This window comes from Streptosporangium sp. DT93, assembly GCF_049844535.1.
GTDB lineage: Bacteria > Actinomycetota > Actinomycetes > Streptosporangiales > Streptosporangiaceae > Streptosporangium.
The window spans coordinates 1-21,468 of record NZ_JBNCLF010000037.1; the positions used below are offsets into that span (position 1 = coordinate 1).

Consider the following 21,468-nt stretch of genomic DNA (forward strand, 5'->3'; position numbering starts at 1 on the left):
CTCCACCTCCGGGGCTCGATCATGTGGCTGAAACTCCTCACCTCAACCACATGATCCGAACCTCGAACAGTTCCTAGGCCGGGCCGGAACGGCCGGTGAAGTGCGGCAGGACCATCTCGATCAGCGCGGTGACGTCGGCGTCGACCATCGGCTCGCCGGTCATGCCCATCCGGTGGAGCAGGGTGCCGACGACGACGTCGATGAGGAACAGGACCCGCTCCTCCGGCTCGCCGAGCGCCTCCTGGAGCGCGAGCCGGTAGGGGTCCTGCAGCCGCGTGGACAGGATCTCGCGCAGGGCCGGGTCGCTGACGGCGTCGCTGAAGACGCCCGCGAACGCGTCCCCCACCCCGGGCTCGCCGATCTTCGCCGCGGTCCAGCGGACGGCCCCGGAGATGAGCTCGGCCCGGCCGGGCGCCTCCAGCGGCACCGAGCCGAACGCGTCGAGGAGGCAGTCCACGATCAGCGCGCCCTTCGACGGCCAGCGGCGGTAGATCGTCGTCTTCGCGACACCGGCCTCGGCGGCGATGCGCTCGACGGTGGCGCGCGCGTAGCCGAGTTCCCGGACCGTGCTCAGCGTCGCGGCGAAGACCGTGGCGTTGACCCCGGAGCGCGGGCGACCGGGCGGTCTGGCGGATGTGCTCGCTCGGGTCATGGTCACACGATAACGGATTGCGCTACCGTTGGTATCGATACCTCTGGTAGCGAAACCGGTGAGGTGAGGAGAGCGGATGAGCGAGGTCACCGGTACGGAGCGGCCACCACTGGGCACCCGGCTGCTGCAGGCCCTGGTGAGGGAGCCGGACTGGGCGGCGATGACGGCCGGGCGCGGCGACGCTCCGATCACGGCCGGTCCGTTCCACTGAGCCTGTCCGGCCTGTCCGGCCGTGGCGACCGGGACACGGGGCCCGGCCGGGGCCTGCGGCCGGGCGGGCCGGGGCGGGTGCGCCGGGGCGGGCACGGCTCCGGCCCTGCGGGCGCGAGCGCCCGCCTCGGCTGCGACCTACCTCGGCAGGGTGAGGATCTCGGCTCCGTCGTCGGTGATGGCGATCGTGTGCTCGCTGTGCGCCGTCCGGCAGCCCGTGGCGCTGCGGAGCGTCCACCCGTCGGCGTCGGTGACGAGTTCGGCGGTGTCGGCCATGATCCACGGTTCCAGCGCCAGCAGCAGCCCCGGGCGCAGCCTGTATCCGCGGCCGGGCCGTCCGGTGTTGGAGATGTGCGGGTCCTGGTGCATCGTCGATCCGACGCCGTGCCCCCCGAACTCGGTGTTGATCTGGTACCCCGCCTCGTGGAGGGCCGTGCCGATGGCGTGGGAGATGTCGCCGATGCGCGCCCCGGGGCCGGCGGCGGCGATCCCCGCGCTCAGCGCGCGTTCGGTCGCGCCGATCATCGCGATGCTCTCCGGCGGCCTCGAATCGCCCACGACGAAGCTGATGGCGGAGTCCGCGACGAAGCCGCCGACGGAGACGGCCAGGTCGAGTGACAGCAGATCACCGTCGGCGAGCGTGTAGTCGTGCGGCAGTCCGTGGAGCACGGCGTCGTTGACGGAGGTGCAGATGTAGTGGCCGAACGGCCCGCGTCCGAAGGACGGCTCGTAGTCGACGTAACAGGACAGCGCCCCCGCCTCGACGATCATGGCCTCGGCCCACCGGTCGATCTCCAGGAGGTTCGTGCCGACCGCGCTACGGCTCTTCAGCGTCCGCAGGACGTCGGCGACCAGGGCACCCGCCTCCCTCGCCCGGGCCAGCTCGGCGGGGTTCAAGATCTCGATCATGCGGCGCCCTTCTCATGCAACCAATAACTATCCCGGCCATATTATCCCGGCGCTGGGGCCTGTGCGGACCTCGGAGCCTTCACCCGGGCGAGGCTCCGGACCCGGGCGGTCATGACGACGGCCCACCGGGACGGCGGATCGCCGCGCGGGTGAATCCCTCCGGTCCCGGCCCCGTGCAGGCCCTAGAATCGGAGCCATGGTCAGGTTGCCGCTCACACCCGCCGAGGTCGAGCGCGGACAGCGTCTCGGTTCCCTGCTGCGTCGCGCCAGGGGCGAGCGCTCGATGCTCGACACCGCGCTGGACGCCGGCGTCTCGCCGGAGACCCTCAGGAAGATCGAGTCGGGCCGCGTGGCGACCCCGGCCTTCCCGACCATCGCGGTGATCGCCGACGTCCTGGGGCTCTCCCTCGACGAGGTGTGGGCCGAGATCAACCAGCCTGACGGCGAGGCCGAACCCAGAGGATCGGGCCGCAACCCCCGCGAACGACTGGCCTCGTAAGCCACGGTCCACGCCCGCCGCCGGCACGGCGAGCCCGTCCGCCCCGCCCCCGTTGCCGCCCCCGTTGTCGGAATCGGGGTCCGCATCGGTGTCGTCCGGTCAGAACCCGCGCGGACGACACCGGCCGTCCGGTCACGACCCGTGCGAGCGCGACGGGCCGTCCGGTCGTCGCCCCGCCCCCGTCACGCCGGGCAGCTCCTGAGGTCGACGTTCCGCCCGGCACCGGCGACCGTGACCCGGGCGGGGCTTTCCGGCGTCGTGGCGGCGGCCGTGCACACGATCTGCTCGACGGCCAGTGCGGACAGCTCGCCCGCCGGAACGGACAGGGCCACCACCAGGTGGCCCGGGGACCTGGTGGCCACCGAGAACGGACCGGCCCCGGCCGGGATGTCGGTGGTGATCCCGCGCGCCCGCTCCCTCGCGGTGGGCCCGGCGAGCAGCAGCGCGAGCGTGTCCGCCGAGAACCGTGGGCGGCCACCGGGCCAGGGCCGCGTCACCGCGTGCAGCCGGCCGTTCCTCACCAGGTGAACGGTGATCGTCGTGGCCGGTGCGACGCCTCCGCTCGGCGGCTCACCGGCGTCGATGGCGTCACTGGGCCGCACGCCGCAGCCGGCCACGACGACGAGCGACACCAGGGCCGCGACGAGCGCGCGGCGGGCGGGTGACGTCAGGGGCGTGGAGAGCGTACGGCGGACGGGTGATGCCAGGGTCGTGGCGAGCGCACGGCTGGCGGGTCCGGTCCTCATTCGGGGCCCTCGTCCGAGCCGGGTGCCCGGCGAGGCAGGCGCAGCGTGAAGACGGCGCCGCCGTCCGGGGCGTTGGCGACGGTGAGGTCGCCCCGGTGCAGGCGCGCGTTCTCCCGCGCGATGGCCAGGCCCAGACCGCTGCCCTCGGACCTGGCCCTGGCCGCGCTGACCTTGTAGAACCGGTCGAACACGTGCGGAAGCGCCGCCTCCTCCAGCCCCGCTCCGTGGTCGCGGACCTCCAGATCGATCCGGTGAGGGTCGGCGGAGAGCCGTACCGACACCGGCGGCTCGCCGTGCCGCAGGGCGTTGCCGACCAGGTTCGCGAGGATCACGTCCACCCGGCGCGGGTCCAGGCGCGCCGTCACCCCGGCCGGAAGCTCGGTGCGCACCGACTCCTGCCAGCCCCGGACGCGCAGCGTCGAGCGCACCAGTTCGGCCACGTCGACCTCGTTCGGTACCAGGGCCGCGACGCCGGAGTCGAACCTGCTGATCTCGATGAGGTCGTTCACCAGGGCGGTGAGGTTGAGCGTCTCCTGGCTGACCAGCCTGGCGGCCCTGCCGGCGGGCTCGGGCAGCTGGGCCGCCTCCTCCTCCAGGACGTCGGCGACCGCGGTGAGCGCGGCCAGCGGGGTGCGCAGCTCGTGGGACACGTCGGCCACGAACCGGCGGGCGTCGGCCTCCATCTCGCGCAGTTGCCCGACGAGCCGTTGCAGCTCCGCGGCGGTGGTGTTGAACGTGCGGGCCACGTCGGCCAGCTCGTCGGTGCCGCGGACCGCGATCCTGGCCCGCATCTCGCCCTCGCCCAGCAGGCGTGCCGCCCGGCCCAGCTCGCGTACCGGGCCCAGCACGCCACGGGTGGCCAGCGACGCCAGCACGACCGCGAACGCCAGGGCCGCCCCGCCGATGGACCAGGCGCGCACGGTGAGCGCGTCGATGCTGCGCTGTTCGGGAAGCAGGCTGCTCGCGGCGTAGACCTCGATGCCGGACACCCGCGCCGGCCGGTCCCCCTCGACGATCAGCAACGGCGCGCCGATGATCAGCTTGGGCTCGCCCTGCCACACCACCCGCTGCCACGCGGTACGGCCGCCGGCCACCATCCGCCGCAGCTCCGGTGAGACCACCCCGAGATCCACGGTCCGGGCCGTCCCGCCCGGCCTCAGGGGTCCCGGCGCCGGGGGCGGGTAGGGGGGAAGCGGCGAGTGCGTCCCCGCGTAGAGGGCGACGGCGAAGCCGTTCCGGCCGGACGCGGCCGCGGCGATCTCGCCGAGCTCGTCCTGGCCCGGCGTCGCGCTCCGCAACGGGTAGAGCGACTTCAGGCGGCCGGTCATCGCCTCCACCTCGGCGTCCTGGGCCCGTTCCAGGATGGCGGTGCGGGCCAGGAGGTACATGCCGCCGGCCACCGCCGCCGTGGTGACCACGCACAGCAGCGCGAAGGCGGACAACAGCCGGGCACGCAGCCCCAGGCTCGGCCGGGATGCCACGGGCGGCTCACACCGGCCCGAACCGGTAGCCGAACCCGCGTACCGTCTGCACGTAGACGGGTGCCGCCGAGTCGTCCTCGATCTTCGCGCGCAACCGCTGCACGCACGCGTCCACCAGGCGCGAGTCGCCGAAGTACCCGTGCTCCCACACCGACTCCAGCAGTTGCTGGCGGCTGTGCACCCGGCCCGGCGCGCCGGAGAGCTCCAGCAGCAGGCGCAACTCGGTCGGGGCGAGACTGACCGGCACGCCGCGGCTGGAGACCACCAGCCCGGCCCGGTCGATGGTCAGGTCCCCGTGCCGCTCCAGCTCCGCCTGGTCCCGGCCGATCCGCCGCAGCACCGCGCGGATGCGCGCCTCGAGCACCCTGGGCTGTACGGGCTTGACCACGTAGTCGTCGGCGCCCGCCTCCAGCCCGGCCACCACGTCCATGTCGTCACCGCGCGCGGTCAGCATGATGATCGGCACCTCCCCGGCGGCTGGGCGCTGGGGACGCGCTTTCCCGCCGAGGACCTCACCGGCCTCACCGACGGCGCCCTGGCGGCGTTCACCGCGGCGCGCACCGAGGCGCTGTGGCGTCACGGCCGCCTCGTCGGCCTCACCTCGGGATACCGCGACCCCCTCCTCCAGCAACGGATGTTCGACGACGAGGTGCGCCGCTCCGGCTCCGCGGCCTCGGCGCGCATGCTCGTGCTGCCGCCGGCGGAGTCCAGCCACGTCAGGGGCACCGCGCTGGACGTGCGCCCCCGCGAGGGCGCGCGCTGGCTGGAGGAACATGGCGCCCGCTACGACCTGTACCGCCTGTACGACAACGAGTGGTGGCACTTCGAGTACCGTCCGGACCGCGGCGGCAGGCCACCACGACGACGCCCCCACCCCGGCGTGCGCCACGCCGGCGACAACGGTGACCACAGGTGGCCCGGGCCCCTGCCTCCCGTGGACGCCGGCCGGTTCACCACCGGCGGTCCCCCGTGAAGGACCCTCGGCCGGGGATCGGGCACCGCCCGCCGGCGAGTCCGCGGGCGCGATCGGCACGGCGTTCACGGGGGCCCGGGCTCGCGGTGACGGCCCCGGCCGTCCCTCCCCGGAAGGTCCGGGGATCTGACCTGCGGAGATGCCCACGCCCGGGGCGTTCAGGACAGGACGGCGGGCCTGAGGGTCCGGGCGCACCACTGCTCGAAGGTGGTGGAGCCGGCGGTGTCCGGGGTGCGGGCGACGCCGGCGTCGAGGCCCTCGTCCTTGGCCCGCTTCATGTCGACGATGCCCTGGGCGAACGCCTCGTCGAGGCCGTGACCGACGAGTTCGGCGCGCAGCGCGTCGAGCGACCTGCGTTCGTAGCGGACGGGGCGGCCGAACTGCTCGGTCATGACGCGGGCGAGGTCGTTGGGGGACAGGTCCCGCGGTCCGAGGACCGGGACGCTGCCGGTGCCGGTCCACGAGCGGTCCAGCAACAGGCCCGCGGCGACGGCCGCGATGTCGGCGACGGCGACGAGGGGCGCCTTGCGGTCGGCGTCGACGGTGTCGGCGAAGACGCCCTCGTCGCGGATCGAGGCGGCCTCCTCCAGGAGGTTCTCGAAGAAGGACGGGTTGGCCAGGGCCCGGTAGGCGGCGCCGGTGCCGGCCAGGAGGTCGTCCATGGCAAAGGAGGCGGTGACGAGTCCGGCGCGCCCGGCGAGCGGGGTGCCGCGTCCGAGGGCGGAGACACCGACGACGTGGCCGACCCCGCAGGCGGTGAGAGCTCGCGCCGCGGCCCGTCTGCGCACCTCCCCCGCCGCCATGAGCCGCACCCTCGCCCGCCTTCGCCGTACCCTCCAGGACCCGCTCCTGGTACGGGCCGGGCAGGCCATGGTCCCCACGCCCCGTGCCCTGGCGCTGCGCGACGAGGCCGCCGCGGTGGTGCGCCGCCTCGGATCGCTGCTCAGCCCCGCCGGCGGCACCGACCCCGCCACCCTGCGTCGTGTCTTCACCCTCCAGACCGCCGACCTGGTCGGTGCGGCGCTCGCCCCGGGACTGCTGCGCCTGGCCCGGCGGGAGGCGCCGGGCGTCTCGTTCCGGTTCCGGCCGGAGGAGCTGGAGGCCGGTCCGGCCCTCCGCGACGGCCGGATCGACCTGGAGGTCGGATCCATCGACCACGTGGACCCGGAGACCCAGGTCGAGGAGCTGGTCACGCTCCGGATGGTGGCGGCCGTCCGCCAGGGCCACCCCCTCGCCGCGGAGCCCCTGGACCCGGTGCGGCTCGCCGCCGCCGAACACGTCGTGGTCAGCCGGCGAGGCCGGTTCACCGGCCCCCTCGACATCCCCCTGCCGCTGCCGCCCCTGGTCATCGGCATGGCCTGGCACCCCCGCCACGCGGCCGACGGAGCCCACCACTGGCTCCGCGACGCCGTCCGCCGCACACTCCACGAGCCCGGGGCCGAATAGGTACAAACGTACATATATTATGTACGATCGTACGCATGACTCCTGATCTGGACGATCGTCCGATGCGCGAGCGCATGCTCGCCGGTGACCTGTACATCGCCGACGATCCGGCGCTGGCCGAGGACAACCTGCGGGCCATGGACCTGATGGAGGCCTTCAACGCGACGCCGGCCCGCGATCCGCGGGAGCGGCACCGGCTGCTCACCGAACTGCTCGGCGCGATCGGCGAGGGCACGCAGATCCGGCCGCCGCTGCGGGTCGACTACGGCCGCCACATCCGCGTCGGTGCCCGCTCGTTCGCCAACTTCGGCCTCGTCGCCCTGGACGTCGCGCCGATCACCATCGGCGACGACGTGCAGATCGGCACGAACGTCCAGCTGCTCACCCCCACGCACCCGGTCGACCCGGAGCCCCGCCGGGCCAAGTGGGAGGCCGCCCGGCCGATCGTCATCGGCGACAACGTGTGGCTGGGCAGCGGGGCGATCGTCCTGGCCGGGGTCACGATCGGGGAGAACACCGTCGTCGGCGCCGGCGCGGTGGTCACCCGCGACCTGCCCGCGAACGTCGTCGCGGTGGGCGGCCCGGCCCGCGTGATCCGTACGATCGGGCCCGGCACGGCATGAGCGGACCCGCCCCGGCCCCGCGGCGCCCCCGCCGGCACGACCCCGGGCGGCGGGACCGGCTGATCGACGCCGCCCTCGCCGTCATCACCGAGCGCGGCGTCGCCGGGACGACGCACCGGGAGATCGCCCGCGCCGCGGACGTGCCGCTGGGGTCGATGACCTACCACTTCGCGTGCCTGCGGGAGGTCCTCATCGAGGCGTTCACCCGGCACGCCGAGGCGGCGGCCCGCGTCTTCGACGAGCGTCTGGGCGCCGCCCGGGACCGGGACTCGGCGATCGAGGCCGTCATCACGCTGGTGTCGCAGGACCTGCTCGGCTCCCGGCACGACCTGGTCCCGACCGTGGAGCTGTACGTGGCCGCGGCGCGCGACCCCGCCCTGAAGGCCGTCACCCAGGCGTGGATGGCGCGCAGCCGCCAGGCGCTGGAACGCCACTTCGACGCCACCACCGCCCGGGAGCTCGACGCGCTCATCGAAGGGCTCGTGCTGCACAGCGCCCTGTCGACCGACCCGATGACGCCCGCGCAGATCCGCCACGCGATCGAGCGCTACCTGCGCTGACCCCTTTCCGTCCCTCTCTCGCTCCTCACCCGCACCTTCGTGATCGGAAGACCGATGTCCGCTGCCGCCGTACCCGTCGCCTCGTCGCCCGGCGCTCCCACCCGCCGGACACGCCTGGCCCGCGCGGCCGTCGCCGCGCTGTTCCTCACCAACGGCGCCGTGTTCTTCAACGTCGTCCCGCGCTACCCGGAGATCAAGGCCGACCTCGGCCTGAGCAACGTCGTCTTCGGAACCGCCCTGGCCGGGTACCCGATCGGCGCGCTGCTGGCCGGGCTGCTGGCCGGCGCCGCCATCCGCCGCTTCCGCTCCGCGCGGGTGGCCTCGTTCGGGATCGTCGTGTCGACGATCGCGACGCTGGCCGTCTCGGTCGCGCCGGGCTGGGCCGCGCTGGGCGCCGTGCTGTTCGTCGCGGGCGCCCTCGACTCCGTCGTGGACGTCGCCCAGAACACCCACGGCCTGCGGGTCCAGCGTCTCTACGGCCGGTCCATCGTCAACTCGCTGCACGGCCTGTGGAGCGTCGGCGCGGTCCTGGGCGGCCTGATGGGCTCGGCCGCCGCCGGGCTCCGCGTCCCCCTCGCGATCCACCTGAGCGTCTCCGCCGTGCTGTTCGGCGCCGTCGCGCTGGTCGCCTACCGGTTCCTGCTGCCCGGCCCCGAGGACGCCGAACGCCCGGCCGAGGCCCGGGAGCCGGCCGCCGACGGCCGCGCGGCCGTCCCGCCCGCCGGGTCCGGGGTCCGGCGCGCGCTCACCGGCTCCGCCGTGCGGATGCTCGCCGCTCTCGGCGTGCTGGCCGCCTGCGGCGCCCTCGTCGAGGACGCCGGCGCGTCCTGGGGCGCCATCTACCTCAGCGGCGACCTGGGCACCGGTGCCGCCACCGCCGGCCTGGCCGTCGTCGCCCTCCAGACGGCCATGACCGTCGGCCGCCTCACCGGTGACCGCGTCGTGGACCGCTTCGGTCAGCGCACCGTCGTCCGCGCCGGCGCGGTCGTGGCCGCCGCCGGCATGGGCGCCGCCCTGGCCGTGCCGTCCGTCCCGGCCACGCTGGCCGGTTTCGCCCTGGCCGGACTCGGCGTCGCCACCCTCGTGCCCGCCGCCATGCACACCGCCGACGAGCTGCCGGGACTGCCCGACGGTACCGGCCTGACCGTCGTGAGCTGGCTGCTGCGCGGGGGGTTCCTGCTGTCGCCGCCCCTCGTCGGGCTCGTCGCCGACCTCGTCGGCCTGCGCGTCGGCCTGCTCTCCGTCGTCCTGGCGGGCCTGGTCACCGCCGTCCTGGCCGGTGTCCTGGTGAACCGCACCCCCGCCCCGGGCGGACGGCCGTCACCGTGAGGGGCCTGCGGCCACCGCTCTCCCCCGGATCCGTGCGACCATTCGAACAGCGGCGCCCGCACCGTGCCGGCGCCGGTGGAGCCCGGCGTCGTGGGGATGTGATCGTATGACCCTGGAGGATCTCGTCCGCTTGCGCCGGGTCCGTGACCTGATGGACCGCGAGTACGCCGAGCCCCTCGACGTCCCGGCGCTGGCGCGGGTGGCCCTGATGTCGCCGGGGCACTTCTCCCGCAGCTTCCGCGCCGCCTTCGGGGAGACGCCGTACGGCTACCTGATGACGCGGCGGATCGAACGGGCCAAGGCGCTGCTGCGGCGAGGGGACCTGACGGTGACGGAGGTCTGCTTCGCGGTCGGCTGTACCTCGCTGGGCTCGTTCAGCTCGCGCTTCACCGAGCTGGTGGGCGAGAGCCCGAGCTCCTACCGGGCCCGCCGCCCCGACGAGGGATCGGCCGTCCCGGCCTGCATGGCCAAGATCCACACGAGGCCGGTCAGGAACGGAGAAGCCAGGCCGGCCCCCTCGCCCCTAGCGTGAAACACATGAACATCAACCTTTCGCAGTGCTTCATCGCCGTCGACGACCATGACAGGGCGGTGGTCTTCTACCGCGACGTCCTGGGCCTGGAGGTGCGCAACGACGTGGGCTACGAGGACCTGCGCTGGGTGACCGTCGGGTCGCCGTCGCAGCCCGAGGTGAGCATCGTCCTGGAGTCGCTCCTGGCCGGCACGGAGGCCTCCCCGGCCGACAGGGAGGCCCTGACCTCGCTGCTGGGCAAGGGCCTGCTCCGCGGTGTGATCTTCAGCACCGACGACTGCGACGCCGTCTTCGAGCGCGTCCGTGCCGCGGGGGGTGAGGTGTTGCAGGAGCCGACCGACCAGCACTACGGCGTGCGCGACTGCGCCTTCCGCGACCCCTCCGGCAACATGGTGCGCTTCAGCCAGCCCTCCGGGGGCTGACCCCCGCTCCGGCGGACCGGGGACACCTCGCGCGGGCGGGCCGGAGGCCCCCGACCTCAGGGTCACGCCCGCGCGGGCGGTCGCGCTCCCGGGGAATCCCGGGACACTGGGTGGGACGAACCATCCGGAGGATGAGCATGAACGCACGTTCCGAGGCGGGCGACCGCCTCACCGCCCTGGGCACGCAGCTTCTCGAGGTGCACATCTGGCTTCGCGAGATGCTGGAGGACCTCCAGGACGGCATCGACGACTACTTCGACGGCAGGGGGCTGCCGCCACGGGACCTGCGTGCCCACTGCCTCTCGTTCTGCACGGCGCTGACGCGTCACCACACCGGCGAGGACGGGGGCGCGTTCCCCGCGATCGCCGAGGAGTACCCCGAGCTGCGCAAGGTGCTCTCCGATCTGCGCGCGGACCACAACCAGCTGGACTGGCTGATGGGGAACCTGCGCAAACTGCTCGACTCCCTCCCGGAGGAGCCGGACCCGGCCACGGCCACGAGGGTGCGCGAGGAGGTGGGAGCGCTGTCGGCGATCATGCAGACGCACTTCATCTACGAGGAGAAGAAGCTGATCTCCGTGCTCAACGCGATGGACGTGCCCGAGTGGCGGGAGAACCGGCCCGCCTTCCTGATGATCGACGACGAGGGCGCGTCCCCGTTCCCCTCCCGGTGAGCGGGACGGCCTGCTCCCGCGTTCCCCGACCTTGAACGCCGGCCGCCGTCACCGGCCGTTCCGGGCCGTGCGCGGCGGCGGCGCCATGTCGTCCTCGGACGGGCGGCGTTTCCCGGTGCGCGGGAAGTCGCTGACCGCTTGTCCGGGTGGAGAAGCAGCGGATCGGCGGGGGTGCGCGTTCATAGGTCATGGACGGTGAAATTTTGAGGCTGGAGGCGCCGGCTCCTCCAGCCTCCTACCCCGGCGCCGAGTCGGTCGCCTTCTACCGCGACCACCGGCTCAGCCTGGTCCGGCTCGCGGTGCTACTCGCCGGAGATCCGGAGACGGCCGAGGACGTGGTGCAGGACGTGTTCGCCCGGCTGCACGGCACGTGGCGGCCGGGAGTCATGACGCTCGCCTATGTCAGGACCTGCGTACTCAACCCGACACGTTCCGGCCGGGGACGGGTTCGTTGGATTCCCGGCCACGACTACGGTGACCCTCCATCGGCGTGTTCCTGCCCGGCGGCCGCGGCGTAGGCGGCGTCGAGCCGCTCGAACGGGCCTGGACCCTCGCGCGGCTTCGGCGGGGCGTCGAGGTGGCGGACGCGAAGCTCGTCCATGAGCTCCTCGACGAACGCCGGGCCCTCGTCGCGCATGAGCCGCTGCCGGCTCCGGAACGCGTCGCTGCCCGCGCGCCAGTCGAGGCCCCAGTTGCCGGCGGCGTAGATGATCGGAAGCGTCTGGATACCGGCTTCGGTGAGGCTGTAGCGGGCGCGCTGCCCCCGGGCCGCGGTGCCGCGGGTGAGGATCCCGGCCTCGACGAGCCGGACGAGGCGGTCGGCGAGGATGTTCGAGGCGATGCCCTCGATCGACCCGGTGAGCAGCACCCGAAAGTAGCGGCGGTCGCCGAAGATGACGTCGCGCAGCACGAGCAGCGACCAGCGATCTCCGAGAATCTCGACGGCGGCGTTGATCGGACACCCGGACCGTGGCTCCACGATTCCTCCTTGACAGGTATTTCGCCCTCACTATAGTAATTGCAGATCGCAATCACTAGGGGGAAGAGAAGCCGATGGGCCACTTCACGTACTGGATGAACGTGTCCCTCGACCTGCGGATCGAGCAAGTTCCGGGGGACAACGGCGCGGGCGAGTGGCTGCGCATCGGCGAGGAACTGCACCGGGAGTTCAACGCCCGGGCACAGGCTCTCGCCGTGATGGTCCAGGGCCGGGTCATGTACGAGACGATGGAGGAGTACTGGCCACGGGCGCGCGAGGACGCCTCGCTGCCGGACGTCCTGCGCGAGTACGGCGAGATCTGGACCGCCAAGCCCAAGGTGCTCGTCTCCCGCACCCGCCGCAGCGCCGATCACAACACCCGGATCATCGGCGGGGACGACGCGATCGAGCAGCTCGCCGTGCTCCGCGCCGGGACCGACGGCGCCATCGGGGTCGGCGGCGCGGCGATCGCGACGCAGCTCCTGCGGGCCGGGCTGCTCGACGAGCTGCTGCTCTTCACCCATCCCGCCGTTCTCGGCTTCGGCAGGCCGCTGTTCGACGACTACGACCTGCCGATCGAGCTCGACCTGCTCGAACAGCGATCGTTCGAGCGGGGTGTCACGATGCATCGCTACGCCATCCGGGACGAGGAGGGGACGGGCCCGTCCTGAGGCGGGTCGCGGAGGGGGGGACGGCCCGCAAGAACGAGTTCCGCCGGAGCGGCGCCGGTAGCGGCGCCCGTGGCCGGCCCGGCACGTCCGGCCCCGTGGCGGGCCCGCGCATGATCGCCCACAGTGGGCGCCGGCCCGTCTTCTCCGGAGACAGATCACAGCGGCCCGTCGGAACCGGCGGCTTTATCATGGCCATATTTGCCGATATTGTCGATTTAATGTGAATTGACAGCTGCGATGCGGCCGGGGAGGGCGCCGGCCCCTCGGCATTTCCGTTCCGGCGGAAGTCCGCGCCATATCGGAAATGTGAATTCAGCGGATCCGCCGAGCCGAATTGTCGCCTCGAAACGTCGAGCCCACCACCATGCCCTTCCTCGACGCCCTGTCAATATTCTTCATTGGCCTGATGTGGACCATTGACCGTTCGGCGGCAAAATAGTTCCATGAGATTGCGAAGAAGAACACCCGCTTTGCGGCCGGAGTATATATCCGGCAATGTCCGTAATATCAAATCAAAATACGATAGGAGCTGCAATGAATCCTGTCGACCCCCGGGACGCCAAGCTGGCGCTGGCGTTCCAGGCGCTCAACGTGTCCGGGTCCGGGGAGTTGAGCAGCGCGGACTTCGAGGCCATCGCCACGTCGAACGCACAGCGGCTGCGCTGCGACGAAGACCGCCGGCGCGAGCTGTCCGAGGCGCTGCAGGCGTGGTTACGGCAACTGCAGGCGTACGCCGGGGGGCCGGTCACCGTGGTCGCGTTCACCGACGCCATTCGTGAAGGCATGGACGCCGGTGACGACTACTACGACCAGGGCATCGGGAAAGTCGTGGACGCCCTCATCCACGCGGCCGATCGCAACGGCGACGGCATCATCAGCCAAGAAGACTATCTGGCCTTCTACGAAGGCACGACGGCCGACGAGGCCACCGTCCTGGAGGGCTATCGGAAACTCGACCTCAACGCCGACGGCACCGTCACGGCCGGGGAATTCCGGAAAGTGGCCCGTCAGTTCTACGGCTCCGCGGGACTGGAGGCGGCGAGCACCTTCCTGCTCGGCAGGCCCGGGGTGTGAGAAGACGTCGATCTCGAGGAGAGAGCCGTGGCCGCGTACGCATGGATGTTCCCCAACCCGGGCGCTCATCTGCCGGGTTCCCTCGGCCCGCTCCTCGACGGTGACGGCGGCGAGGAGTGCCGGTCGTGGCTGAAAGCGATAGACGAGGTCGCCGGCGACCACGGCTGGAGCCCGGTCAGCCCGCTGCTGTCCCAGGCCGGCCGGGAGGAGGCGGAGGGCGTACAACATCTGTGGCTGGGTTTCTTCGCCACCTCCGTGGTGCTGGCCGGGCTGCTCAGACAGGCCGGCATCGAGGCCCGGGTGTACCTGGGGCACAGCAGCGGCGAGGTGACGGCGCTGGTCGCCGCGAACGCGCTCACGGTGACGGACGGGGCGCGGGTGCTGTGCGAGCGCGTCCGCGCGGTCACCGAGACCGGGCCGCCGCGGGGCGCGATGCTGGCACTCGGCGCCGGGATACGGCGGGTGCGGGACATGTGCGGGGCCGTCGACGACGGGTCGCTGGCGGTCGCGGTGGACAACGGCCCGCGTCAGGTGGTGGTGTCTGGGCAGGCTACGGCGATCCGGACGCTGGGCCTGCTGGCGGAGACCGTGGGCGTGCGGGCCACCCCGCTGGACATCCCCGGGGCTTATCACAATCCGATGATGGCCGCCGCGGCACGCAGGTTCGCGGAGACGACGAGCGAGATGCCGGTGCGGGCTCCCGACACACCCGTCTACTCGCCGCAGCTCGGCCGCGTTCTGCGAGGCGTCGACGACGTGCGGGAACTGCTCGCGGGTCTGCTGGTGCTGCCCGTGGGCTTCCGGCAGGCGCTGCGTGACCTGTACGACGACGGCTGCGACACCTTCGTCGAGTGCGGTGCCCGGACCGTGCTGAGCGACCTGGTCACGGCCACGCTGCCACCGGCGGCCCGGGTCGTACCGCTCCTGCCCGGCCGGGCCGCCGCGCATGACCTTCCCGGCACGATCGCCGCACTGGCGACACCGCTTCCGGCCGGGCCCGAGGTCGCCGAGACCGCCGAGGTCGCGGCCGCTCCGCCGCCGGTCGCCACGGGATTGCCGCCCGGCCAGGAGCTCGTCGAAGAGATCCGGCGAATGTACGCCGACGTTCTGCAGTACCCCCTGGACGTGGTCACGGCGCAGGTGGAACTGGAGGCGGAGCTGGGCGTCTCCAGCGTCATGCAGACCCAGGTGTTCGTCCGGCTGCTGGATCGCTACGGGCTGCCGACGCCGACGGCCGACGTGCGGGTGTTCTCCTACCGCACCGTCGAGCAGGTGGCGGAACTGCTGCGGCGGCTGGCGGCGCGGGGCCGATGACCACGGTCGCCGTCGTCGGCATCGGCGTGCTCGCCCCGGGCGCGTCCGATCCGCAGGAGCTGTGGCAGGTACTGACGGGTGAGCGCCCGCGGTTCCGGCCGCCCGTCCGCTTCGCGCTGGAGCCGATCTACTCGCCCGACACGGGCGCCGAGGACCGCACGTCCGGCCGGGCGGCCGGTTACCTGGACACCTTCACGCCGCACCCCGCGCTCGCCGCCGAACTGGAGCGCGGCCTGTGGGAGCCGAGCGACACCGAGGCGGTGTGGTTGCGACACGCTCTCCTGCAGGCCATGGACGGTTTCACCCTGCGGCCCGGCGAGCGGACCGGCTGCTACGTCGCCACCTGGACGGGCGCCACCCAGGCGGCCGAGGACACCGTCCTGACCGAGGTCACCGCCCGCGCGATGGCCGAACGCCTGACCGCCGACCCCGAGGCGCGGGCGCTGCGGGAGCACCGGCTGCGAACCCTCCTGCGCCACCGCTACCGCCACGCCGGCCGCCGGCCGCGGATGCTGCTGCCCGACATGCTGGTACGCCGCGCCTTCGGGGGCCTGCTGGCCGACGACACCGACTGGCTCACCGTCAGCGCCGCCTGCGCCTCCTCCCTGTACGCCGTCGACGTGGGCGCCCGGCGACTGGCGGACGGGGTCTGCGACGTCGCCTTCTGCGGCTCGGTCCATGGGATGAACCGGCTGATGGCGGTGACGGCGGCCAAGTTCGGAGGGATGTCCGCGCGGGGCGATGTGCGCGTGTTCGACGCCGAGGCCGACGGCACGATCTTCTCCGAGGCCGCCACCATGGTCGCGCTCAAACGACGTGAGCGGGCCGAGGCCGACGGAGATGCCATCCTCGCGCTGATCCCCGGCATCGCGCTGGGCAACGACGGCCGCGGCAGGAGCATCGCGGCGCCCAACCCTTCAGGAGTGCGGCGGGCGCTGCGCGACGCCTGGGCGGAGGCCGGCGTGAGCGAGCGCGACGTGGACTGGGTGATCGCGCACGGCAGCGGCACGATCACCGGCGACGAGGTGGAGATCGGCGCCTTGGCCGAGGCGGCGGGCGACGGGGAACTGTGGTGCACCTCCAACAAGTCCCTGCTCGGGCACGCCGCCTGGGCCGCGGGCGGCATCTCGCTCATCCAGGCCGTCAAGGCACTCGAACACGGGTTCATCCCGGCTCAGCGGCGTTTCACCGTTCCGAACGCGGCACTGGCCGAGACGGCGGTACGTGTCCCCGACCGGCCGGTCGCCTGGCCGCCGGACCCCGAGCGCCCCCGGGTGGCCGGCGTGAGCGGGATGGGGGTCGGCGGTGCCAACGCCCACCTGCTGATCAGCGACCGCCTGCCGAGCCGACAGGCGGAACGCGACCCGATTCCGGAGCCGCTCGTCCTGACCGCCTGGAGCGTCTGGCTTCCCGGATCCCCGGCCGCGGACCGGGTACGCTCCTGGCTCGCCACCGGGCAGGACCCACCGCCACGCTCCTTCGGGGAGAAGTATCCGCCCTCGCATCCGGCCGCTCTCAGGTTGCCACCGGTCGTCACCGAGGTCATCGACCGCGGCCATCGCATGGCCCTGGACGTGGCCCATCGCTTCGTCACCGAGCACGGCGAGATGTGGCGGGACCTGCGCGATCGCAGCGGGGTCGTCCTGGGTCACCACGGCCCCACCAGGAGCTGGATCGACGTCACCCTGAGAGCGGGTGCGGCCGACCTGGAGGCGCTGGCCTGGGACGCCGACGAACACGCGGCGCTGGAGGACTTCCTGCGCGAGGTGCGGGCCAGGCAACGTATCACCGACGAGACCCTGGCCGGCAGTGTCGCCAACCTCGCCGCCGCCCGGGTGGCCAACCGGTGGGACCTGCGCGGCCCGGCGCTCGCCGTGGACACCGGGGCCACCTCGGCACGCACGGCCGTCGAGGTCGCCCTGAGCCTGCTGCGGGCCGGCCGCCTGGACCTCGCGCTGGTGCTGGCGCTGAACGAGTCCGGCACCCGCGAGGCCGCGTACCTCACCGAGCGTGACGTGGCGCGCTTGGCCGAGGGCGCGTTCCTGCTCGCCTTCACCCGGCAGCGGACCGCCGCCGATCACGGGTGGCCCGTCCTGGCTCGATTCGCCCCCGGCCAGGCCCTCGCGGAGCTGCCGGCGCCGGACGGCTACGACTATCTCGGCGCCCAGGACGCGGTCGCCCTGCTGCGGCACGTCACCCGCCACGAGCACGGTGAACCGGCCGTACCCGAAGCGCTCGTACCCGAGCCCGCCACGTTGGGCGCGGCTTCGCGGGTCACCCCGGGCCAGGGCTCCGGCCGGGAAGCGGGCGACGCCGGCGAACCGGCTCCCGCCCGCCGCTGGGCCGTCACGCTGCGACGTGCCGACGCGATCCCCTCCGGTGCTCCCGAGCCCGCGGTACCGGACCGCGCGGTGGTCCTGGTGAACACCGCGGAGCTGGCCCGCGCGCTCGCTCCCCATGTCCTGGCGGCGAACGCCGTCCTGCTGAGCACGGACCCCGCCACCCGCTGCGAACCGGCGGTCGTGATCGGCCGTCCGGCCGACGAGGGCGACCTCGCCCCCGTCCTCGCCAGGCAGGCCGGTCTCGATCCCGACCTGCGCGTGTTCGCCTCCGTACGACGTCCCGTCGCCGACTGGCTCACCGAGGACCCGACGGTGACCGGACTGCTGGAGCTGGTCGTGCTGGTCGCCAGGCACTTCGGTGGCCGGCTCGCCGGGGGGCGGTTCGCCGTCACGATCCTGGATCCCCTCATCGACCTGCAGCCTCACCCCGACGGCGCCCAGTTCACCGGGTTCGCCCGGAGCCTGGCCTGGGAGATTCCCGCCGGCCGGGTCGTCGCCCTGGTCACCGACGCCACACCGGAGCGGGCGCTGGACGAGCTGTCCACCGAGCTGGCCGCTGTCCGGGACACCCCGGTCGTCTACCGTCGCGGAGGGCTGCGCCATACCGAGGTCCTGTCCCCGGCCCCGCTGCCCCTCCCCCGGGAAAGGCCCGCGGTGTTCGGCCCCGACCCCGTGATCGTCGCCGTCGGGGGCGCGCGCGGGATCGGCGCGGCGGCCCTCGAGGACCTGGCTCGCAGGTACGGTCCCACGCTGTGGATCCTCGGACGCGGCGACCCCCGAGCCACCCCACCGGAGATCCTCGCCGCCGGCGACGACGAGCGGGCGCGATTGCGCCCGGCCTTCCTGGCGAGGTTCCTGCGATCGGGCGTCACCCCGGGCGAGCTGAGCCGCACCTTCGACCGGCACTGGCGCGCCCGTCAGACGGCCGCCACGCTGCGCACCCTGCGAGCGCTGTGCGGCGACGACCGCGTCCACTACCTGACGTGCGACGTCACCGACCCGCGGGCCGTCCACCGGGCCGTCGCCCTCATCACCGCCCGCCACGACCACATCGACCTGGTGCTCAACTCCGCCTTCCAGCACGAGCCGGCCCGCTGCGGCAACAAGACCCTCGACGCCTTCCGGCGGGTGCTGGACACCAAGGCCGGCGCACACCGCCACCTCAAAGCCGCCTTCGCCGCCACCCCGGTGGGTCTGTGGTGCACCTTCGGCTCCTCCATCGTCCTGCTCGGCATGGCCGGCGAGACCGACTACACGGCCGGCAGCGAATACCTGGCCGCCGCCGCCCGCTACGAGAGCCGCCTGCTCGGCCGTCCCACCATCACCGTCGGCTGGGGTCTGTGGGAGCAGACCGGCTCCGCCGCCGACGCGCAGACCCGCGCCAGGCTCGGTCAGGCCGGTGTCACCAGCGGCATCACCGATGCCCAGGGGTGCGCCCTCCTGCGCGCGGAACTGGACCTGCCGCGCCCGGCCGAGCCCGCGCCGCTCTATCTCACCGGCGACGACCACGACCTGGCCGCGCGCCGTACCCCCGCCGTGATCGCCGGCCCGCCCGCACCGGCACTGCTGTGCGAACCGGCGCACCACGACGGCCGCTCCGCCCGGTGGACCTGGTCGCTGCACCCACGGCACGACCGCTATCTGCTGGAACACCTCATCGACGGCCGGCCCGCCCTGCCCGCGATGGCGATCGCCGCCATGGCCGCCCACGCGGCCGGCACGCTGCTGCCGCACCTGACCGTCATCGGCCTGCGCGACATCCGCCTGCACGCCTTCGTCTGGGCCGACCCCCGCACGCCGGGCCCCACCAAATACCGGCTGCTGGCCGAGGCCGGCGAGGACCGCGTACGGGTGCGTCTGCTGTCCGACGTCGTCTCCGCCGGGCGGGTACTGCGCCGCGACCGCTGCCACGCCAGTCTCGACGTCCTCCTCGGAGCGCCGCCCGCACCGCCCCGCTGGGACGGCTCGTCACTCACCGGCACGTCACGGCAGGCCGATCCTTGCTGCCGGGCCGGGGCGGCGATCCAGCTCACCGGCGTCTTCCGCAACACCTTCGACATCCACGCCACCGGTGACCGCGCCCAGGCGCGCTTCCACGCCGTCCTGTCGCCGTCCGACACGCTCAGCCGGGCGCCGCTGCCCGTCCTGCTGCTGGACGCCCTCGGCCGTCTGTCCTGCTATCCGCCGGCCGGGCCGCACGAGGCCGGCCTGCACGCTCCGACCGGCATCGACCGCGTCGATCTCTACACCCACGGCCCGGACAGCGGCCTGACCGAGCGGTACCCGACCGGCATCGACCTGTACGGCGACCTGCGCTCCTCCCGCTACACCGCGGTGGCCCCGAACGGCACCGTCCTGGCCCGCCTCACCGGCCTGCACCGCCATTCCTTCGGCACGGTGCCGATCCTCCCGCTGCCCGGGGCGGCCGGGACATGAGCGAACCGCGCCGCTACCGGATGGAGCATCTCGTCACCTACGGCGAGACCAGCGCCGCCGGGACGGTGTACTTCGCCCACCTGATCCGCTGGCAGGGCGAATGTCGCGAAAGTTTTGGCTACGCGCACTGCCCCGCCTACATGCGCGACCTGTCCGCCGGCCGCACCATGGTCACCTCATCGGCCTCGTGCGAGTACCTCGGCGAGATCCACGCCGGGGACCGCATCGCCGTCCGGCTGTCCGTCCCCTGGATCCGCCTGCATTTCATGCAGGGCGAGTTCACTTTCCACCGCGTCCAGCCCGACGGCGACGAGCTCGTCGCCCGCGGAGAACAACTGTGGGCCAACGCCCACCGCGTCGACGGCGCCCTCGTCCCCGCGCCCTGGCCGGCCGAGGTCGTGCGGGCCTGTGCCCGGTTCGGCGCCGACGTGTCCAGAGCCCTCGTCCACCCCATCACCACCACGAGGAGACCACGGTGACCTATGACAGCACCGAACAGAAATTCGCCCTTCTGTTCACCTGGTTCGACCGCACCGGCGACGGCTGGGTGACCCGCGAGGACGTCGAGGGACTGGGGCAGGTGTTCGCCACGGTGACCTCCGACGAGACCATCAAGAACGCGCTGCGCGAGGCGTTCATGTCCTGGTGGGACGCCCTGCTCGAAGCCGGCGCCCCCGACAGGCGGGGCCGCATCGGCCGGCAGCGGTTCATCACTGCCGTGCGCTCCCACATCGCCGCTGACGCCGGGACCGTCGAGCGCCTCGTGATGCCCATCATCGACGCCCTGATGCGCGCTCTGGACACCGACAGGAGCGGCGCGATCACCGCCGACGAGTACGTCCGCATGTACGACGCGCTCGGCATCGACCCGGCCACCTCCGGTGCCGCCTTCCAGCGTCTCGATCGCAACGGCAGCGGCACCATCACCCCTGACGAGTTCCGCGCCGCCATCGAGGAGTTCTACCTCAGCACCGATACCGAGGCACCCGGCAACTGGATGCTCGGCCCTCCCTTGCCGCACCGCTGACACCCGTCCCGACGAGCACCCGGTCCGACCCGCTCACCTGGCCGTACGAGGACAGGTTCGAGCCTTCCCGGCTCCACCACCCTGAGACCCGCACGGTGCCGGGGCTCCTCGGTGGCTCGACCGGCCGGGTCGCCCCGGACCTCGACCGCGGCGGCAACCGGCAAGGGCGAACTCCGTCGGCGCTGCGGGGAAGGCAGGGAGGACCGGTGCGGCACGCCGGGTTTCATGACCAGCGTCCGCATCCTGTGAAACACCCTCCGATACCGTCCGACGCCGCCCGCACCCTGGAAGGAAGTTGACGAGCTCACCCGGCTGTGCAATCATGAAAGCGGCACCGAGGTTGACGCTCATAGTAGTTGTAGACATTCGTTTCCTACTTGCGTTACGCTGCCTCTTCGCGCTGCCTGTGAACGCCCCGGATCCTTTCGGGGCGTTTGGCGTGCGCGCAGTTCGATTCCATCCGTGCCCTTCCGGAAGGACATCTGTTGGCAACCTCGCGCAACGCCTTCGCCGTACCCGCCGGTCCCCGTCGTGTGTCTTTCGCACGAATTCAGGAGCCGCTCGAAGTT

General features: G+C 72.9%; 23 protein-coding genes and 1 pseudogene. 17 read left to right on the forward strand and 7 right to left on the reverse strand.

The annotated features are described in order from the left end of the window. Positions 1 to 73 precede the first annotated feature (73 nt). Positions 74 to 652 (reverse strand): TetR/AcrR family transcriptional regulator, encoded by a 579-nt coding sequence (locus ACLQ2R_RS39065; RefSeq protein WP_425966467.1) that lies wholly within the window; start codon positions 650 to 652, stop codon positions 74 to 76. 76 nt (positions 653 to 728) lie between these two features. On the opposite strand from ACLQ2R_RS39065, the gene ACLQ2R_RS39070 reads away from it, so the two are divergent. After that, positions 729 to 863, forward strand: a complete 135-nt coding sequence (locus ACLQ2R_RS39070; RefSeq protein ID WP_425966468.1) for a hypothetical protein — start codon at positions 729 to 731, stop codon at positions 861 to 863. A gap of 137 nt (positions 864 to 1,000) precedes the next feature. On the opposite strand, the gene map is transcribed toward ACLQ2R_RS39070, so the two are convergent. Then, positions 1,001 to 1,771, reverse strand: coding sequence for a type I methionyl aminopeptidase (gene map / locus ACLQ2R_RS39075; RefSeq protein ID WP_425966469.1), 771 nt, complete (start codon positions 1,769 to 1,771; stop codon positions 1,001 to 1,003). A 196-nt stretch (positions 1,772 to 1,967) separates the two neighbouring features. Here map and ACLQ2R_RS39080 point away from each other — a divergent pair, with 196 nt between their 5' ends. After that, positions 1,968 to 2,270 carry a helix-turn-helix transcriptional regulator gene (locus ACLQ2R_RS39080; protein ID WP_425966470.1) on the forward strand — a complete coding sequence of 101 codons (303 nt, stop codon included), beginning with the start codon at positions 1,968 to 1,970 and terminating at the stop codon, positions 2,268 to 2,270. 182 nt (positions 2,271 to 2,452) lie between these two features. On the opposite strand, the gene ACLQ2R_RS39085 is transcribed toward ACLQ2R_RS39080, so the two are convergent. The 3 genes and pseudogenes from ACLQ2R_RS39085 to ACLQ2R_RS39095 form a co-directional block, all read right to left on the reverse strand. After that, on the reverse strand, positions 2,453 to 3,016 hold the full coding sequence (locus ACLQ2R_RS39085; RefSeq protein ID WP_425966471.1) for a hypothetical protein: 564 nt from the start codon (positions 3,014 to 3,016) through the stop codon (positions 2,453 to 2,455). Further along, positions 3,013 to 4,497, reverse strand: a complete 1,485-nt coding sequence (locus ACLQ2R_RS39090; RefSeq protein ID WP_425966472.1) for an ATP-binding protein — start codon at positions 4,495 to 4,497, stop codon at positions 3,013 to 3,015. Before ACLQ2R_RS39090 ends, ACLQ2R_RS39085 begins: the two co-directional genes overlap by 4 nt. A 7-nt stretch (positions 4,498 to 4,504) precedes the next feature. Beyond that, positions 4,505 to 4,975, reverse strand: a pseudogene (locus tag ACLQ2R_RS39095) (winged helix-turn-helix domain-containing protein); the annotation flags it as partial. A gap of 6 nt (positions 4,976 to 4,981) precedes the next feature. Between ACLQ2R_RS39095 and vanY-N the strand changes: the two are divergent. Then, on the forward strand, positions 4,982 to 5,470 hold the full coding sequence (gene vanY-N, locus ACLQ2R_RS39100) for a D,D-peptidase/D,D-carboxypeptidase VanY-N (RefSeq protein WP_425966489.1): 489 nt from the start codon (positions 4,982 to 4,984) through the stop codon (positions 5,468 to 5,470). A gap of 158 nt (positions 5,471 to 5,628) precedes the next feature. Here the strand turns inward: vanY-N and ACLQ2R_RS39105 are convergent, their stop codons facing one another. Then, positions 5,629 to 6,273 (reverse strand): hypothetical protein, encoded by a 645-nt coding sequence (locus tag ACLQ2R_RS39105; protein ID WP_425966473.1) that lies wholly within the window; start codon positions 6,271 to 6,273, stop codon positions 5,629 to 5,631. Here ACLQ2R_RS39105 and ACLQ2R_RS39110 point away from each other — a divergent pair. The 8 genes from ACLQ2R_RS39110 (at position 6,272) to ACLQ2R_RS39145 (ending at position 11,574) form a co-directional block, all read left to right on the forward strand. Continuing rightward, positions 6,272 to 6,916 (forward strand): LysR substrate-binding domain-containing protein, encoded by a 645-nt coding sequence (locus ACLQ2R_RS39110; RefSeq protein WP_425966474.1) that lies wholly within the window; start codon positions 6,272 to 6,274, stop codon positions 6,914 to 6,916. The two genes, ACLQ2R_RS39105 and ACLQ2R_RS39110, sit on opposite strands and share 2 nt — an antisense overlap. A 35-nt stretch (positions 6,917 to 6,951) precedes the next feature. After that, complete coding sequence (locus ACLQ2R_RS39115) at positions 6,952 to 7,539, forward strand: sugar O-acetyltransferase (protein WP_425966475.1); 588 nt, start codon at positions 6,952 to 6,954, stop codon at positions 7,537 to 7,539. After that, complete coding sequence (locus tag ACLQ2R_RS39120) at positions 7,536 to 8,099, forward strand: TetR/AcrR family transcriptional regulator (protein WP_425966476.1); 564 nt, start codon at positions 7,536 to 7,538, stop codon at positions 8,097 to 8,099. Before ACLQ2R_RS39115 ends, ACLQ2R_RS39120 begins: the two co-directional genes overlap by 4 nt. A gap of 54 nt (positions 8,100 to 8,153) precedes the next feature. Then, a complete protein-coding gene (locus tag ACLQ2R_RS39125; RefSeq protein WP_425966477.1) occupies positions 8,154 to 9,428 on the forward strand; it encodes an MFS transporter in 1,275 nt (424 codons plus the stop codon). Positions 9,429 to 9,534: 106 nt separating this feature from the next. Continuing rightward, positions 9,535 to 9,960, forward strand: a complete 426-nt coding sequence (locus ACLQ2R_RS39130; protein ID WP_425966478.1) for a helix-turn-helix transcriptional regulator — start codon at positions 9,535 to 9,537, stop codon at positions 9,958 to 9,960. A 5-nt stretch (positions 9,961 to 9,965) separates the two neighbouring features. Further along, positions 9,966 to 10,382, forward strand: a complete 417-nt coding sequence (locus tag ACLQ2R_RS39135) for a VOC family protein (RefSeq protein ID WP_425966479.1) — start codon at positions 9,966 to 9,968, stop codon at positions 10,380 to 10,382. 137 nt (positions 10,383 to 10,519) lie between these two features. Further along, positions 10,520 to 11,056 carry a hemerythrin domain-containing protein gene (locus ACLQ2R_RS39140; RefSeq protein WP_425966480.1) on the forward strand — a complete coding sequence of 179 codons (537 nt, stop codon included), beginning with the start codon at positions 10,520 to 10,522 and terminating at the stop codon, positions 11,054 to 11,056. Positions 11,057 to 11,244: 188 nt separating this feature from the next. Continuing rightward, positions 11,245 to 11,574: a sigma factor gene (locus ACLQ2R_RS39145; protein ID WP_425966481.1), complete on the forward strand. Its 330-nt coding sequence runs from the start codon at positions 11,245 to 11,247 to the stop codon at positions 11,572 to 11,574. Here ACLQ2R_RS39145 and ACLQ2R_RS39150 read toward each other — a convergent pair. Continuing rightward, the gene (locus ACLQ2R_RS39150) at positions 11,526 to 12,035 is read right to left on the reverse strand and encodes a winged helix-turn-helix transcriptional regulator (RefSeq protein WP_425966482.1); all 510 of its coding nucleotides are present in this window, start codon (positions 12,033 to 12,035) and stop codon (positions 11,526 to 11,528) included. The two genes, ACLQ2R_RS39145 and ACLQ2R_RS39150, sit on opposite strands and share 49 nt — an antisense overlap. Before the next feature lie 74 nt (positions 12,036 to 12,109). Here ACLQ2R_RS39150 and ACLQ2R_RS39155 point away from each other — a divergent pair, with 74 nt between their 5' ends. The 6 genes from ACLQ2R_RS39155 to ACLQ2R_RS39180 all read left to right on the forward strand — a co-directional run bounded on the left by ACLQ2R_RS39155 (position 12,110) and on the right by ACLQ2R_RS39180 (position 20,899). Continuing rightward, on the forward strand, positions 12,110 to 12,706 hold the full coding sequence (locus ACLQ2R_RS39155) for a dihydrofolate reductase family protein (RefSeq protein WP_425966483.1): 597 nt from the start codon (positions 12,110 to 12,112) through the stop codon (positions 12,704 to 12,706). A 534-nt stretch (positions 12,707 to 13,240) separates the two neighbouring features. Then, positions 13,241 to 13,780 (forward strand): EF-hand domain-containing protein, encoded by a 540-nt coding sequence (locus tag ACLQ2R_RS39160; RefSeq protein WP_425966484.1) that lies wholly within the window; start codon positions 13,241 to 13,243, stop codon positions 13,778 to 13,780. Positions 13,781 to 13,807: 27 nt separating this feature from the next. Next, the gene (locus ACLQ2R_RS39165) at positions 13,808 to 15,094 is read left to right on the forward strand and encodes an acyltransferase domain-containing protein (protein ID WP_425966485.1); all 1,287 of its coding nucleotides are present in this window, start codon (positions 13,808 to 13,810) and stop codon (positions 15,092 to 15,094) included. Then, positions 15,091 to 19,872: an SDR family oxidoreductase gene (locus ACLQ2R_RS39170; RefSeq protein WP_425966486.1), complete on the forward strand. Its 4,782-nt coding sequence runs from the start codon at positions 15,091 to 15,093 to the stop codon at positions 19,870 to 19,872. Before ACLQ2R_RS39165 ends, ACLQ2R_RS39170 begins: the two co-directional genes overlap by 4 nt. Continuing rightward, a complete protein-coding gene (locus ACLQ2R_RS39175) occupies positions 19,869 to 20,351 on the forward strand; it encodes an acyl-CoA thioesterase (protein WP_425966487.1) in 483 nt (160 codons plus the stop codon). The genes ACLQ2R_RS39170 and ACLQ2R_RS39175 overlap by 4 nt, the downstream gene beginning before the upstream one ends. Next, positions 20,348 to 20,899 (forward strand): EF-hand domain-containing protein, encoded by a 552-nt coding sequence (locus ACLQ2R_RS39180; RefSeq protein ID WP_425966488.1) that lies wholly within the window; start codon positions 20,348 to 20,350, stop codon positions 20,897 to 20,899. The genes ACLQ2R_RS39175 and ACLQ2R_RS39180 overlap by 4 nt, the downstream gene beginning before the upstream one ends. The last annotated feature ends 569 nt before the right edge of the window (positions 20,900 to 21,468 follow it).

What these genes read in the sequence shown, in the direction of transcription:
- ACLQ2R_RS39080 (WP_425966470.1), top strand. Translation starts at nt 1,968, where the DNA reads ATGGTCAGGTTGCCGCTCACACCCGCCGAGGTCGAGCGCGGACAGCGT.
- ACLQ2R_RS39110 (WP_425966474.1), top strand. Translation starts at nt 6,272, where the DNA reads ATGAGCCGCACCCTCGCCCGCCTTCGCCGTACCCTCCAGGACCCGCTC.
- ACLQ2R_RS39070 (WP_425966468.1), top strand. Translation starts at nt 729, where the DNA reads ATGAGCGAGGTCACCGGTACGGAGCGGCCACCACTGGGCACCCGGCTG.
- ACLQ2R_RS39120 (WP_425966476.1), top strand. Translation starts at nt 7,536, where the DNA reads ATGAGCGGACCCGCCCCGGCCCCGCGGCGCCCCCGCCGGCACGACCCC.
- ACLQ2R_RS39160 (WP_425966484.1), top strand. Translation starts at nt 13,241, where the DNA reads ATGAATCCTGTCGACCCCCGGGACGCCAAGCTGGCGCTGGCGTTCCAG.
- ACLQ2R_RS39170 (WP_425966486.1), top strand. Translation starts at nt 15,091, where the DNA reads ATGACCACGGTCGCCGTCGTCGGCATCGGCGTGCTCGCCCCGGGCGCG.
- ACLQ2R_RS39130 (WP_425966478.1), top strand. Translation starts at nt 9,535, where the DNA reads ATGACCCTGGAGGATCTCGTCCGCTTGCGCCGGGTCCGTGACCTGATG.
- ACLQ2R_RS39155 (WP_425966483.1), top strand. Translation starts at nt 12,110, where the DNA reads ATGGGCCACTTCACGTACTGGATGAACGTGTCCCTCGACCTGCGGATC.
- ACLQ2R_RS39140 (WP_425966480.1), top strand. Translation starts at nt 10,520, where the DNA reads ATGAACGCACGTTCCGAGGCGGGCGACCGCCTCACCGCCCTGGGCACG.
- ACLQ2R_RS39125 (WP_425966477.1), top strand. Translation starts at nt 8,154, where the DNA reads ATGTCCGCTGCCGCCGTACCCGTCGCCTCGTCGCCCGGCGCTCCCACC.
- ACLQ2R_RS39145 (WP_425966481.1), top strand. Translation starts at nt 11,245, where the DNA reads ATGGACGGTGAAATTTTGAGGCTGGAGGCGCCGGCTCCTCCAGCCTCC.
- map (WP_425966469.1), bottom strand. Translation starts at nt 1,771, where the DNA reads ATGATCGAGATCTTGAACCCCGCCGAGCTGGCCCGGGCGAGGGAGGCG.
- ACLQ2R_RS39115 (WP_425966475.1), top strand. Translation starts at nt 6,952, where the DNA reads ATGACTCCTGATCTGGACGATCGTCCGATGCGCGAGCGCATGCTCGCC.
- ACLQ2R_RS39085 (WP_425966471.1), bottom strand. Translation starts at nt 3,016, where the DNA reads ATGAGGACCGGACCCGCCAGCCGTGCGCTCGCCACGACCCTGGCATCA.
- ACLQ2R_RS39065 (WP_425966467.1), bottom strand. Translation starts at nt 652, where the DNA reads ATGACCCGAGCGAGCACATCCGCCAGACCGCCCGGTCGCCCGCGCTCC.
- ACLQ2R_RS39105 (WP_425966473.1), bottom strand. Translation starts at nt 6,273, where the DNA reads ATGGCGGCGGGGGAGGTGCGCAGACGGGCCGCGGCGCGAGCTCTCACC.
- ACLQ2R_RS39135 (WP_425966479.1), top strand. Translation starts at nt 9,966, where the DNA reads ATGAACATCAACCTTTCGCAGTGCTTCATCGCCGTCGACGACCATGAC.
- ACLQ2R_RS39175 (WP_425966487.1), top strand. Translation starts at nt 19,869, where the DNA reads ATGAGCGAACCGCGCCGCTACCGGATGGAGCATCTCGTCACCTACGGC.